Below are 13678 nucleotides of genomic sequence, written 5' to 3'. Positions count from 1 at the left end.
CTCGCACGACACTGTGAATGGGCCGTGGCGCCATCTTGCCCTACCTCAGAGCGCCATTCTGCGCACCGGGTGCCGCCCACGACGCGTGCCCGGCCCACACCCCCACCGGCCACCCTGTGTGGGAGGCGGCCGGTCAGGCCGCGCGGTGGGCCTGGATCGCGCGGCGGCGGGCGAGCCGGTGCGCCCGGCGGATCTCCGCCTCCCGGTACCGGCGCTCGTCCTCCGGGGTCTCCGGCAGCACCGGCCGCACCTGGCGTGGCGCGCCACCCACGTCGACACCCACGAAGACCAGGTACGCGGTGGCCACGTCGATCGGCTCGTCCTCGGCCGAGTCCCACCGCTCGGCGACGACCCGGACGCCGACCTCCATGGAGGTCTGGCCGGTCCAGTTCACCTGCGCGTGCGCGTGCACGAGGTCGCCGACCCGGACCGGCTCGGAGAAGACGATCTCGTCGATGGCGGCGGTCACGGCCGTCCCGCCGCTGTGCCGGGCGGCGGCGGCCCCCGCCACGTCGTCGACGAACTTCATCAGCACGCCGCCGTGCACGGTGCCGTAGAGGTTGACGTCCACGGCCGTCATGATCCGGCTCAGCGTCACGCGGGAGTACGACGTCGGCTTACCCGACGGCGTGGTGGAGGGGTGCTCGGTCATGACGGAAACGGTACGGTGCGCGGATGCGACATCTCTGGAGCTTCCTCGCCGGGTTGGTGGTGGCGCCCGTCACCTGGGTGCTGGTCACGCTCGGGCAGGACGGTTCGAGCCGGACGATCGGCCGCTGGGCGGAGATCGGTACGTTCAACACGGCCAACCTGATCGAGCCGGCCGTGTACCTCGGTGTCGGCGGTGTCCTCCTGGGCCTGCTCGGCACGTTGCGCATCTCGCCGCTCGGCCCGCTCGTGGCCGGGCTGCTGCTGGTCACCCCGTACGTCGGGATGTTCGTGGCGCCGTTCGCGGTGCGCGACCGCATCCCCGACGGCTGGAAGCTGTTCGGCGATCCGCTGCCGCTCCAGCTGCCGGTGGAGAACGGGACCCTCTTCCTCATCGGCCTGCTGCTGCTCATGGCGACCGTCAGCGTGCAGCGGTGGCGCCGCTGGCCACAGCCCACCGCCGAGCCGGCCGCGGCCGCGGTGGAGGAGACCCCGCAGCGTGACTTCACGCTGACCGACTGGCCGCCGCTGGACTCGCCGGACCGGGACACTCCCCCGATCACGCTGGCGTACCCGGACTCGACGCCGACGGAGCCGCTGCCGCGGCGCACCGGTGGCGAGTCACCGTGGTCGGCGCCGCCGCGCGCCGCCAACCGGCCGGAGGACACCGCCCCCGGCATCCGCTGAGCCGCCGGGCGGGCCGGCGCTCCCGGCCCGCCCCCGACCAGGCGACGGCTCAGTCGCGCAGCAGCTGGCGGGCCATCACGATGCGCTGCACCTGGTTGGTGCCCTCGTAGATCTGCGTGATCTTGGCGTCCCGCATCATCCGCTCGACCGGGTAGTCCCGGGTGTAGCCGTAGCCGCCGAGCAGCTGCACGGCGTCCGTCGTGATCGCCATGGCCGCGTCGGACGCGAAGCACTTGGCGGCCGCGCCGAAGTAGGTCAGATCGGCGTCGCCGCGCTCCGACTTGCCGGCCGCCGCGTACGTGAGCTGCCGGGCCGCCTCCAGCTTCATGCCCATGTCGGCGATCATGAACTGGATGCCCTGGAACTCGGCGATCGCCTTACCGAACTGCTTGCGCTCGCGCGCGTAGCCCTTCGCGTAGTCGAGCGCGCCCTGGGCGATGCCGACGGCCTGGGCGGCGATGGTGACCCGGGTGTGGTCGAGGGTGCGCATCGCCGTCGCGAACCCCGTGCCCTCGGCGCCGATCATCCGGTCCGCCGGGATGCGCACGTTGTCGAGGTAGACCTCGCGGGTCGGCGAACCCTTGATGCCGAGCTTCTTCTCCGGCGCGCCGAAGCTCACCCCGGCGTCCGACTTCTCCACCACGAAGGCGGAGATGCCCCGGGACCGGGCGGACGGGTCGGTGGTGGCGAAGACCGTGTAGAACTCGGACACCCCGGCGTTGGTGATCCAGCGCTTCACGCCGTTGAGCACCCAGTGATCCCCGTCACGGACGGCCCGGGTGGTCATCGACGCGGCGTCGCTGCCAGCCTCGGGCTCGGAGAGGCAGTAGGAGAACATGGCGTCGCCGGCGGCCACCGGCGTCAGGTAGCGGCGCTTGAGCTCCTCGGAGCCGGCCAGCAGCAGCGGCATGGTGCCCAGCTTGTTCACCGCGGGGATGAGCGAGGACGAGGCGCAGGCGCGGGCGACCTCTTCGATCACGATGGCGGTCGCGAGCGCGTCCGCGCCGGCGCCGCCGTACTCGACGGGGATGTGCGGCGCGTGGAAGTCCGCCGCCCGCAGCGCGTCGTAGGACGCCTTCGGGAACTCACCGGTCTCGTCGGCCTCGGCGGCGTTCGGGGCCACCTTCGCGGCGCAGACCTCCCGGACCGCCTCCCGGATCGCCTCGTGCTCCTCGGGCAGTCGGTAGACGTCGAACGACTCCTCTGCGGCCATGCCGGCCCCTCCCCTTCACCGCTATCATGCGCAGTCTGTACCGTCTCGTGAACGCTGACCACGCAGACTGAAGGATAGCGACCAAGGTTCAGGTACAAGTTACCGCGGCGTACGCTCGTGCTCGATGAGGGCCGGCGCCGCCCGGCGACCATGGAACGACGCCGCAGGGCGACCATAGAGAAGGCGCCGTAGGGCGACCATAGAGAAGAGAAGTTCCTCCCGGTGCCCGGCCAGGCGCCGCAGCAGTACGCGACGCGACGGTGCGCCGCCCAGTGCGAGCGGAGAAGACAGGCGTGACGATCCCGTACCCCAACAGCCAGCCGGTACCCGCCATCGCCGCGGTGACGCCCCCCTCCGGCGCACCCCGGCCCCGGGTGACCTTCCTGGGCACCGGCTACCTCGGTGCGACGTACGCCATCTGTTACGCGGAGCTGGGCTACGAGGTCCTCGGCTTCGACGTCGACGCCGACAAGATCGCCATGCTCAACGCCGGCCAGGTGCCGATCCACGAGCCCGGGCTCGACGAGTTGCTCAAGCGCAACCTCGCGGCGGGCCGGCTGCGGTTCAGCACCGACATCGCCGAGACCGCCGACTTCGGCGACGTGCACTTCATCTGCGTGGGCACCCCCCAGCGCGCCGACAGCATGGGCGCCGACCTGTCGTACGTCGAGGCGTCGGTCACGAGCCTCGCCCAGCACCTCACCCGCAAGGCGCTGATCGTCGGCAAGTCCACGGTGCCGGTCGGCACGGCCGAGTGGGTGGAGCAGCTCGTCGGCAAGCACACCCCGGCCGACCTCGGCGTCGAGGTGGCGTGGAGCCCGGAGTTCCTCCAGGAGGGCTTCGCCGTCGACGACGTGCTGCGCCCCAACCGGATCGTCGTCGGCGTGAAGAGCGAGTGGGCCAACGGCATGCTCTACGCCGCGCACAAGGGCGTCTTCGACCTGGCCGCCACCGAGGACCGCGAGGTGCCCCTCGTGGTCACCGACTTCGCCACCGCCGAGCTGGTGAAGGTCGCCGCGAACGCGTTCCTCGCCACCAAGATCTCGTTCATCAACGCGATGGCCGAGGTCTGCGAGGCCGCCGGCGGCGACGTCACCCAGCTCGCCCGCGCGATCGGCTACGACCCCCGGATCGGCAACCGGTTCCTCCAGGCCGGCCTCGGTTTCGGCGGCGCGTGCCTGCCGAAGGACATCCGCGCCTTCCAGGCACGGGCCCAGGAACTGGGCGCGGGCGAGGCGCTGCGGTTCCTGCACGAGGTCGACCTCATCAACCTGCGCCGTCGCGGCCGGGTGCTCCACCTCGCCGCGGACCTGCTCGGCCGCCGCTCCGGGCCCGCCGGCCCGGACCTCTCCGGCACCCGGATCGCCGTGCTCGGCGCCACGTTCAAGCCCAACACCGACGACGTACGCGACGCCCCGGCGCTCGCCGTCGCCGGGCTGCTGCACAAGGCCGGCGCCGAGGTGCACGTCTACGACCCGCAGGGCACCGAGAACGCCCGCCGGGCGATGCCGGAGCTGACGTACGAGGCCACCATGGCCGACGCCGCGACCGGCGCCGACCTCGTCTGCGTGCTCACCGAGTGGGCCGACTTCCGCAACGCCGACCCGGTCGCCCTCGGCGAGCTGGTCGCCGGGCGCAAGGTCGTCGACGCGCGCAACTGCCTCGACCCGGCACTGTGGACGCAGGCCGGCTGGGAGTACCGGGGCATGGGACGCCCCTGACCCACCACGCCACGACGGCCGGCCGCGGAATTCCGCGGCCGGCCGTTTCCTTCCGGCGCCGGCCTCGTTTGTCCTGGACCCGCCGACAACTGTCGAAAATCGCGCCGCTATTGGGCATGCTGCGACAGTGGGAGTCCACAGTGCGGGTGGAGGGGTGTCGTGGCGACCTTTCAGTGCTCCTCGTGCGGCCGGGAGATCAAGCCGGCCGTCCGCTGCCCGCACTGCGGCGCCGACCAGCCACAGTGGGTGGAACACCTCGCGGAGATCGAGCGCTCCATCGCGGAGATGAAGGCCCGTGACGCCGCCATCGCCCGGGAACAGCGGCAGATCGCCGCGAAGATGCAGGCCGCGCTCTTCCAGCGGGACATCCTCTCCCACGCCGGCGAGGAACGGCTGAAGCAGGCCACCCGGCCGCGCCGGGTGCTGCGCCGGCGCGCCGGCCGGCGCCCACCGACCGCCGCCACGGGCGCACCGCCCCGGGTGCCCCGGCAGGGCACGCCGCCGGGGTCGGCCGAGCCGCCACCACCGCCCCCGACCTGGCTGGACGCGGACGACCCGGAGCACCCGCCGGAGGCGTCGTCGCGGGAGGTGCAGAACATCCCGCTCGGTCTCGGCGCGCTGCTGCTCGGGGTGGCCGCCGTGGTGTTCGCCGCCGTGGCGACCAGTTCGATGGACGCCCTGGCCCGGCTCGGCATCCTCCTCGTCGCGACGGTGCTGCTGCTGCTCGCCCCGCCGGTGCTCGCCCGGCGCGGGCTCACCTCCACGGCCGAGACGATCGCCGCCGTCGGCCTGCTGCTGGTGCCGCTCGCCGGGTACGCCCTCTGGGCCGTGGACCGGATCGGCAACGGTGGCGCCTCGGGCGCCGTCTTCGCCGGGGTTATCTTCGCGGTCACGGCCGCGGTCTCCGTCGGCTACGCCGGCTGGACAGGGCTGCGCGCGCCCCGCTTCGCGGCCGTCCTCGCCACGCAACCCGTGGTGCCGCTGCTGGCGTACGACCGGATCACCGGGCCGGCGGGCTGGGCCCTGGCGCTCACCGTGGTGGCCCTCCTCGACATCTGGCTGGTCCGCTCCGCGGTGACCGTGGAGCGGCCGGTCCGCCGCGACCTGCCCGAGCCGACTCCGCCGCCGGCCACCCCGACCGCGCCCCGGCAGCGCGGCGCCTCCGAGCGCCCCGAGGGCGCGCCCGAGGAGGGCGCCGAGGTGCTCGCACCCGAGGCGCCAGCCACAGGGGCCGAGCCGGTCCGTCCCGTGCCGGGGCTGCGCGAGCTGACCTGGCTGCTGCACGGCGTCGCCGTCGCGCTCGCGCTCGCGTACGCCGTGACCGCCCTGCTCCGCGCCACCACCGTGCCGACCGCCACCGGCGCGGGGCTGGTGCTCCTGCTCGCCGCGGGCACCGCGCTGGCCGGCACGCTCGCGGTACGCCGCCCGCCGCTGCCCGACGTGGGCGCCGGCATCTTCACCCTCGCGGTCATCGGCGCCCTGAGCCGCGTCGCCTCGGTGGCGCTGCCCGGCCGGGCGCTGCTGCTCATCGCGGCGGTCATCGCGGTCACCGGGCTGGCCGTCCGGGCCGTGCCGGAGGCCGCCCGACGCGGTCCGCAGCTCGCCTCGGCCGTGGCCCTCACGGTCAGCGGCCTCGTGGTGGCCGGGGGCGCGCTGCGCGCCGGCGTGGCCCCGGTACGCGCCGCGCTGCCCGCGTGGGCCGCCGATCTCGACCGGCACTCCGCCGAGCTGGCCGCCGCGGTCGGGCCCGCCGCCTGGCAGCTCGCGGCCAGCGCGTTCCTGCTCACCGTCGCCGCGGTGCTGGCCCTTCCCACGGACATCCGCCGGGAGTTCGCGGTGGCCGGGGCCGCGCTCACGGCGCTGGCCGTGCCGGCCTCGTTCGGCCTGGACTGGGCCGTCGCGCCGTGGCCCATGGTGCTCGCCGCCGTGGGCATCGGGGTGGCCGGCCTGTCCGCCCGCACGAGGCGGGCGGCGCTGGCCCATGCCGCCGGCGCGGCCGGGGTGGGCCTGTTCGGCGCGGGCGCCGGCCTGGCCCGACCGGCGCTCACCGCGGCCGTCCTGCTCGTGCTCTTCGCGGCCGGCGCCCTGGTGGCCGTGGCGCCCCGGATCCGGATCGCGCCCGCGCCGGCCGACATCGTCTCGGCCTGGGCCGCCGGCGGCGCCGCCTTCGCCCTGCCCGGGGCGGTGGCCGCCTTCGTGGCGTCCACCGTTCGGGCCGACTCGACGCCCACCCCGGCGGGCCTGCGCGAGGTCACCGTCCCGGTGCTCGCGGCCGCGTTCCTCGCGGTCTGCGTGACCCTCGGCCACGCCGCGATCATCCAGGTCTCGCAGCGGCACATCCCGGCGCCGCTGGCGGTCGGCACCGGCCTCGGCGCGCTCGTGGTGACCGCCGCCGCGTTCGGCGCTCCCGGCGCGACGGTCGCCGACGCCTGGGTCGGCGCGCTGCTGCTGGTCTCCGCGGTGCTGGTCTTCCTGGCGCCGTCGATCGACGCCGGCCGCCGCTCCGACCTCACGCTCGACGGGTCGGACCTCGCCGCCGCCGCGGTGACCGCGACCCTGATCGCCACGCTGGCCCGGATCGCGGCCGTCCTCGCTCCGGGCGGCCAGCTCGTGGTGGCGGCCGGGCTGGTGCTCGTGGTCGCCGTGGCGGCCCGGGCCATGCCGGAGGAGTGGCGGCGCGGCCCGATCCTCGGCATCGCCGTGGGTGGCCTTCTGATCGGTCTTCTCGCCGGCTGGACGGCGCTGCGCGGCGGCGTGGGCGTGCTGGCCACACCCGGCCCGATCTGGGCCGGTGACCTCTCCGGGTGGCCCGCCGCCCCGACCGGGGGTTCGACCTGGCAGGCACCGGTGGCCCTGGTGCTGCTCGCGCTGGCGGCGGGCATCCTGCTGCCCTCGCCGTGGAGGTACGACGTCTCCGGCGCGGCCGTGGTGCTCGCCACCATCGGCGCGCCCGCCGCGTTCGCGCTGGACTGGTGGTCGCCGGTCCTCGTGGGCGCCATGGTGGCCACGGTCTTCGGGATGGCCGCGGTGGCCTCCGTGGATCCGCGGGCCGCGCTGTCCCGGGCGGTGGTCGCCGGGGTGGTGGCTCTGCACGCGGCGGGCGCCGGCCTGGTCCGGCCGTGGACGACCGCGCTCGCGTTGGGCAGCATCGCGCTGATCGGCCTGGTCGTGGCCACGCTCGCCCGCAACGTCGCCGGCACGATGGTCGACGACGTCGAATCCGAGGGCATGCCGCCGCACCTCGTCCAGATCGGCGGGGCCGCGGCGGGCGCCGCACTGCTCGCGCTCCCGGGCGCGCTGGCCGCGCTTGCCGCCGAGTTCGAGCACTCGGCGCAGGTGGTGCTGACCGCCGCCCTGGCCGCGTCCAGTCTCGGGCTGGCGGCGGTGGCCGCGGCCCGCCGGCGGGTCCCGCAGTACCTGCCGTGGGCCAGCGTGGCGGTGGCCGGCGGCGCCACGATCAGCGCGCTCGCCGCGTTCCCCAACGACCTGGCCGTCGGGGTGTACGCGGCCGCCGCGGGCCTGCTGGGCGTGCTCGCCGAGCTGGTGCGCGGCGCCACCGTGCCGCCGGCCGGGTCGGCGCGGCCGGTCCGACGCTGGCAGGTGCTGCTCGGCGGGGCCCTGCGCCGCCTGCCCGACGACCCGGACCGGCGCCGCTGGCGGGTGAGCCCGGCCGCCGGGGCGCTGGCCGCGGCCGCCCTGCCGACCGCCCTGGCGCTCGCCTCGATCGCGCAGGCGTTGGAGGTCGCCCTCGTCGAGCCGCATCGGACGCTCGCCCGGATCTGGGAGGGCCCGCCGCCCGAGCTGCTCGATCCGCCGGCCGGTGCGGTCGACCCGACGCACGTGCTCACCGCGCTGCTGCTCACCGCCACGGCGACGCTCGCGGCCACCGGGTTCAGCGGCGGCCGGCGTTCCCGCGCCGTGCCCGTGGTGCTGCCGGGGGCCGCCGTGACGCTGCTCATCGCCCCGACGGCGCTGGGCAGCGGCTGGCCGGCGAGCGTCCTCGCCGCGCTCTCCGTCTTCACCATCTCGATGCTGGGCTTGGCGCTGACCCCGCCACCGCCGCTCGCCGAGCCGGCCCGGTCGCTGCGCCTGGCCCGGGTGCTGGTGTTCGCCATCGGCCTGGCAGCCGGCGGCGCGGGGCTGGCCGGCAGCCTCGCCACCCGGGAGCTGACCCTGTTCACCCTGGGCGGCGCGGTCGGCGTCGGCACGGTGGCGGCGCTGTTCGGCACCACGCAGCGGGCCCGGATCCTCGGGTGGCTCTTCGCCTCGCTGATGGGGCAGCTCTTCGTGCTGACCGCCGGTCTCGTCGCCGGGCTGGCCGCCGTGTGGTCCGCGTTCGGCGTCCTCGCGGTGGGTGCCGTGTTGCAGGTGTTCGCCGCCATGCTGCCCCGACTGCGCCGGCCGGAGGCGCAGCGCGAGGCGGCCACCGTGGAGTGGAGCGGGCACGCCGCCGCGCTCATCGCGCTGGCGCTGGCCTTCGACTCGCCCCGGCACATCGCCGCGCTGCTGGCCGCCTGGGGTGCGGTGCTCGGGGTGGCGGCGAGCCGGCCCAACCGCCGCCCGGTGGAGCGCCGCATCCTGTTCTGGGCGGTGGTGCTCTGCGAGATCACCGCCTGGTGGATCCTCATGCGGGTCGCCGAGGTGGCGCTGCCCGAGGCGTACACGCTGCCGTTCGCGGCTCTGGCCCTCCTCGTCGGGGTACTGGAACTGCGGCAGCGGCCGGATCTCAGCAGCTGGGTGGCGTACGGCCCGGCGCTGGTCGCCGCGTTCCTGCCGAGCCTCGCCATCGTCCTGGCGACCGGGTCGACCACCCTGCGGCAGGTGCTGCTGCTGCTCGGCGCGGTCGCCGTCCTGGTGTTCGGGTCGTCGAGCCGGCAGCAGGCCCCGGTGATCGTTGGGGCGACGGTCACGGCCATCACCGCGATCCACGCGCTCTTCGCCTTCGGGCCGTGGCTGGCGCTCATCCCGGTCGGCATCCTGCTGCTCGTCCTCGGGGCGAGCAACGAGCGCCGCCGCCGCGCGCAGGAACGCCTCCAGACGGCGCTCCGCGGCATGAGGTGAGACCGGAGGCTTCACGGCGGGCCCGTCGCGCCACCTCGTCGGGCTGACGCCGGTGTGAGCGTGGGGTGACACGGGCGACCCGCTCCGGGCTTTTGCGCGCTGTTGGCGCGCTCCCGCCCTCACGCTCGGTGACATGCGTCCTGTCGCCCTGCGTAACCAGAACCTCCGGGCCCCAGCCCTCCCCCTCGCCTCCTTTGCTCTGCACCCCTCGATGCACCATCGCCTTGACCAGGGAGTGTGCGCCGACCACCGGGCCTCGCGTCGACGGCGACGGTTACGCCGCGCAACTGGTGCATATGGGGGTGCAGAGCAAAGGGTCCGCGAGGCAGTGGCGGAGGCAGCCGCGAAAATCACGAAGAGTCACCGGGGTGGGGCTCATGGCCACGAGAGCGGACCGCCCGCCCGACCGGCCCCGAGCGACGGCGATGGCGACGGAACGGGGACGGGAACGGGACGGGGACGGGAACGGGACGGGGACGGGGCGACGGGGGGCGACAACGTGCCCAACCGGCCACGACGCCGGCCGGCGAGCGTGCAGGGCTCGCGAAGACGCCCCGGTCAGGCGAGGCTGGCGCGCAGCGCGGCGTCCTTCTCGGCGACCAACTGCTCCAGGCTCGCCTGGTAGTCGGCCATTCGGCCCCGCAGTTCCGCGTCGCTCGCGCCCAGGATGCGGACGGCGAGCAGGCCGGCGTTGCGGGCGTTGCCGATCGAGACGGTGGCCACCGGGACACCCGCCGGCATCTGCACGATGGAGAGCAGCGAGTCCATGCCGTCCAGGTGCTTGAGAGGCACCGGTACGCCGATCACCGGCAGCGGCGTGACCGAGGCCACCATGCCGGGCAGCGCCGCGGCCCCACCCGCCCCCGCGATGATCACCTTGAGGCCGCGGTCGGCGGCGGCCCGGCCGTAGTCGATCATCTTGACGGGCGTCCGGTGCGCCGAGACCACCTCGACCTCGTACGACACGCCGAACTCGTCCATGACCTCGGCGGCAGCCTTCATGGTGGGCCAGTCCGAGTCGCTGCCCATGATGATCCCGACCGTGCTCACTCGTGCCCCTCGCGCAGCCAGCGCGCCGCCCGTGCGGCCCGCGCCCGTACGTCGTCCAGGTCGTCACCGAGCACCGTCACGTGCCCGATCTTGCGGCCGGGCCGCACCTGCTTGCCGTAGAGGTGCACCTTGGCGCCCGGCTCGGCAGCGAAGAGGTGATGAAGCCGCTCGTCGATGGAGATCCCACCCGGCTCACCGCCGAGCACGTTCGCCATCACGACCACCGGCGCGGCGAGCGACGTGTCCCCCATCGGGTAGTCGAGCACGGCCCGCAGGTGCTGCTCGAACTGCGACGTACGGGCGCCCTCGATCGTCCAGTGCCCCGAGTTGTGCGGCCGCATCGCCAGCTCGTTGACCACGATGCCCGGCCGGCCGGACGCGTCGACCACCTCGAACAGCTCGACCGCGAGCAGCCCCACCACGCCGAGCGAGGTGGCCAGGTCGATGGCGAGCTGCTGGGCGGCGACCGCCAGGTCCTCGGGCAGGTCCGGTGCCGGGGCCAGCACCTCGACGCAGATGCCGTCGACCTGCACGGTCTCGACCACCGGGTACGCGGCCACCTGCCCGAACGGCGACCGGGCGACCTGCACGGCCAGCTCCCGGCGCAGCGGCACCCGCTCCTCGACGATCAGCTCGGTGCCGCCCGCGAGCAGCGTGGCCGCCAGCTCGGCGGCGTGCGCCGCGTCGGTCACCATCCAGACGCCCCGGCCGTCGTAGCCGCCGCGGGCCGCCTTGAGCACGACCGGCCAGCCCACCTCGGCGCCGAAGCTCACCAGCTCGTCCGGCTCCCCCACCGGCCGCCAGGCCGGCACCGGGGCGCCCAGCTCGGTGAGCCGCTCCCGCATGGCCCGCTTGTCCTGGGCGTAGCGGAGGGCCTCCGCGGGCGGGTAGAGCTTCGCGCCTTCCGCGGCGAGCGTGCGCACGTGCTCGTTCGGCACGTGCTCGTGGTCGAAGGTGACCACGTCGCAGCCTTTCGCGAAGGTGCGCAGCGCGGCGAGATCGGTGTGATCGCCGTACTGGACGTCGGCGGCCACCAGCGCGGCGCCGTCGTCGGGGGCCAGCGCGAGGACGCGCAGCGACTGGCCGAGGGCGATCGCGGCCTGGTGGGTCATTCGGGCGAGCTGGCCGCCGCCCACCATGCCGACAACGGGCAGACCGGTACGGGAATCCATAGCGCCGCCAGCCTATCGGGGCGGCCGACCGCGCCCGTTACCGGCCACCAAGCTGGGCGACCAGATCCACCACGTCGGTGACCGGGCGGTCGCAGACGAAACCCCGGCAGGCGTACGCCGTGGGCCGCCCGTCGACCATCGGCCGGTCGGCGAGCAGCGGCACCCCCGGCTGGTCGGACCGGCCCGCCACGACCACCGCCCCGGGCGGGGCGTGCCGGTGCGCGGCGGCGAGCAGCGGCTTGCCGGCCGGCTGGTCGGTCACCACGGCGATCTCGTACGGCCCGGACAGCAGCGCCTCGCCGACGGTCGCCGCGTACCCGGTGAAGCGGGCGTGCCGGCCCACGATCGGCGCGACGGTGCCCAGGGCCGCCTCGGCCGCCTCCCGGTACCGGGTCTCGCCGGTGAGCGCCGCGTACGTCACGAGCGCGGCGACGAGCGCCGAACGGCCGGACGGCGTGGCGTTGTCGGTGGGGTCCGCGGGCCGGGCGACCAGCCGCTCGGCGTCGTCGGCCGTGTCGTAGAAGCCCCCGCCCGGCGCGGCGAACCGCTCCAACGCGACGTCGAGCAGCCGCCCGGCCAGGTCCAGCCACCGCCCCTCGCCCGTGAGCTGGTGCATCGCGCAGAACGCCTCGGCCACGCTGCCGTAGTCCTCCAGGACGCCGGCCGGCTCGCCGACCACGCCGTCGCGGGAGACCCGGCGCAGCCGCCCGTCCACGATGTGCCTGCTGGCCAGGTGCTCGGCGGCGTCGCGCATCGCGCCGTCGCTCACGATGAGGACGCCGTCCATGAGGTTGGCGTCCTCGTCGTCCGCGCTCGCGCAGCTCGCGGCCACCTGCTGGAACTCGGCGATCGCGGTGATCGCCAGCCCGTTCCAGGCGGCCACCACCTTGTCGTCCCGGGCCGGCTGCGGCCGGGTGTCCCGCGCGGCCAGCAGCCGGGCGACGACGGCCTGCCAGCGGGCCCGGATCTCCGGGTCGGCGTCGTCGACGTCCCGGGCCAGTCGCAGCACGCTGGTGCCGTGCTCGAAGGTGCCGGAGTCGGTCACCTCGAACAGGTCGGCGGCCCACCGGCCGTCCTCCTCGCCGAGCGCCTCCACGAGCTGGGCCGGGGTCCACACGTAGGTGAGGCCCTCGACGCCCTGGGTGTCGGCGTCCAGCGCGGAGGCGAAGCCCTCGCCGGCCCGGTGCAGCTCGTCGGCGAGGAACCGTGCGGTGTCCCGGGCCACGCGCCGGGCCAGCCGGTCGCCGGTCAGGCGCCAGAGCTGGGTGTACGTCCGCAGCAGCAGCGCGTTGTCGTAGAGCATCTTCTCGAAGTGCGGCACGGTCCAGTGCGCGTCCACGGAATAGCGGGCGAAACCGCCGGCGAGCTGGTCGTAGATGCCGCCCCGGGCCATGGCCTCGCAGGTGTGCCGGACGATCTCCAGGCTCCGGGCCGAGCCGGTGCGCTGGTGGTGCCGCAGCAGGAAGAGCAGGTTCATGTGCGGCGGGAACTTCGGGGCGCCGCCGAAGCCCCCGTTCCTCTCGTCGTACTCGCTGGCGAGCTGCTCGGCCGCCGCGTCGAGCAACGGGGCCTCCAGCGGCGCGGTGGGGCCGCCGACGGCCTGGGCTCCACCGATGGCCTCCACCACGGCGGCGCCCTGGCGCAGCACGTCGTCCCGCTGGTCCCGCCACGCGGTGGTGACCGACTGGAGCAGCCGGACGAAGTTCGGCTTCGGGAAGTAGGTGCCGCAGAAGAAGGGGGTGCCGTCCGGGGCGGCGAAGACGGTCATCGGCCAGCCGCCCTGGCCGGTCATGGCCTGGGTGGCCGTCATGTAGACGGCGTCGACGTCGGGGCGCTCCTCCCGGTCCACCTTGATCGAGACGAAGTCGCCGTTCATGAGCGCGGCGACCGACTCGTCCTCGAACGATTCGTGCGCCATGACGTGGCACCAGTGGCAGGCGGCGTACCCGACGGAGATGATGACGGGCACATCACGCCGCCGCGCCTCGGCGAACGCCTCCTCGCACCACGGCCACCAGTCGACCGGATTGTCGGCGTGCTGGAGCAGGTACGGGCTCGTGGCGTCGGCGAGTCGGTTCACCCGACGACCATAACCACCCCCGGGGACGCCCGCTGGAGTCGCGGCG

8 protein-coding genes are annotated in these 13678 nt (G+C 74.8%); 3 read left to right on the top strand and 5 right to left on the bottom strand.

The window, feature by feature from the left end; genetic code table 11:
- Positions 1-133 precede the first annotated feature (133 nt).
- Positions 134-652, bottom strand: coding sequence for an acyl-CoA thioesterase (locus ACSNOA_RS06225; protein WP_436656969.1), 519 nt, complete (start codon positions 650-652; stop codon positions 134-136).
- A 23-nt stretch (positions 653-675) separates the two neighbouring features.
- Between ACSNOA_RS06225 and ACSNOA_RS06220 the strand changes: the two genes are divergently transcribed.
- A complete protein-coding gene (locus ACSNOA_RS06220; protein WP_436656968.1) occupies positions 676-1335 on the top strand; it encodes a hypothetical protein in 660 nt (219 codons plus the stop codon).
- A 49-nt stretch (positions 1336-1384) separates the two neighbouring features.
- Here the strand turns inward: ACSNOA_RS06220 and ACSNOA_RS06215 are convergent, their stop codons facing one another.
- Entirely contained in the window at positions 1385-2548 is a 1164-nt protein-coding gene (locus ACSNOA_RS06215; protein WP_436656967.1) for an acyl-CoA dehydrogenase family protein, read from the bottom strand.
- A 293-nt stretch (positions 2549-2841) separates the two neighbouring features.
- Between ACSNOA_RS06215 and ACSNOA_RS06210 the strand changes: the two genes are divergently transcribed.
- Together ACSNOA_RS06210 and ACSNOA_RS06205 are read left to right on the top strand one after the other, a co-directional pair.
- Positions 2842-4269, top strand: coding sequence for a UDP-glucose dehydrogenase family protein (locus ACSNOA_RS06210; protein WP_436656966.1), 1428 nt, complete (start codon positions 2842-2844; stop codon positions 4267-4269).
- A gap of 159 nt (positions 4270-4428) precedes the next feature.
- Positions 4429-9330 (top strand): SCO7613 C-terminal domain-containing membrane protein, encoded by a 4902-nt coding sequence (locus ACSNOA_RS06205; RefSeq protein ID WP_436656965.1) that lies wholly within the window; start codon positions 4429-4431, stop codon positions 9328-9330.
- Between the two features lie 558 nt (positions 9331-9888).
- Here ACSNOA_RS06205 and purE read toward each other — a convergent pair.
- The 3 genes from purE to ACSNOA_RS06190 are packed head-to-tail and all read right to left on the bottom strand — an operon-like array spanning position 9889 to position 13632.
- Positions 9889-10380, bottom strand: coding sequence for a 5-(carboxyamino)imidazole ribonucleotide mutase (gene purE / locus ACSNOA_RS06200; RefSeq protein WP_436656964.1), 492 nt, complete (start codon positions 10378-10380; stop codon positions 9889-9891).
- Complete coding sequence (locus ACSNOA_RS06195) at positions 10377-11552, bottom strand: 5-(carboxyamino)imidazole ribonucleotide synthase (RefSeq protein ID WP_436656963.1); 1176 nt, start codon at positions 11550-11552, stop codon at positions 10377-10379. The genes purE and ACSNOA_RS06195 overlap by 4 nt, the downstream gene beginning before the upstream one ends.
- Positions 11553-11589: 37 nt before the next feature.
- Complete coding sequence (locus tag ACSNOA_RS06190) at positions 11590-13632, bottom strand: thioredoxin domain-containing protein (protein ID WP_436656962.1); 2043 nt, start codon at positions 13630-13632, stop codon at positions 11590-11592.
- Between the last annotated feature and the right edge of the window lie 46 nt (positions 13633-13678).

Origin of the sequence: Micromonospora sp. URMC 103 (assembly GCF_051386435.1) — a bacterium.
Taxonomy (GTDB): Bacteria; Actinomycetota; Actinomycetes; order Mycobacteriales; family Micromonosporaceae; genus Micromonospora.
Note: the sequence above shows the minus strand (reverse complement) of the source record. Positions and strands in the feature narration are given on the sequence as shown.

What these genes read in the sequence shown, in the direction of transcription:
- ACSNOA_RS06225 (WP_436656969.1), bottom strand. Translation starts at nt 652, where the DNA reads ATGACCGAGCACCCCTCCACCACGCCGTCGGGTAAGCCGACGTCGTAC.
- ACSNOA_RS06220 (WP_436656968.1), top strand. Translation starts at nt 676, where the DNA reads ATGCGACATCTCTGGAGCTTCCTCGCCGGGTTGGTGGTGGCGCCCGTC.
- ACSNOA_RS06215 (WP_436656967.1), bottom strand. Translation starts at nt 2,548, where the DNA reads ATGGCCGCAGAGGAGTCGTTCGACGTCTACCGACTGCCCGAGGAGCAC.
- ACSNOA_RS06195 (WP_436656963.1), bottom strand. Translation starts at nt 11,552, where the DNA reads ATGGATTCCCGTACCGGTCTGCCCGTTGTCGGCATGGTGGGCGGCGGC.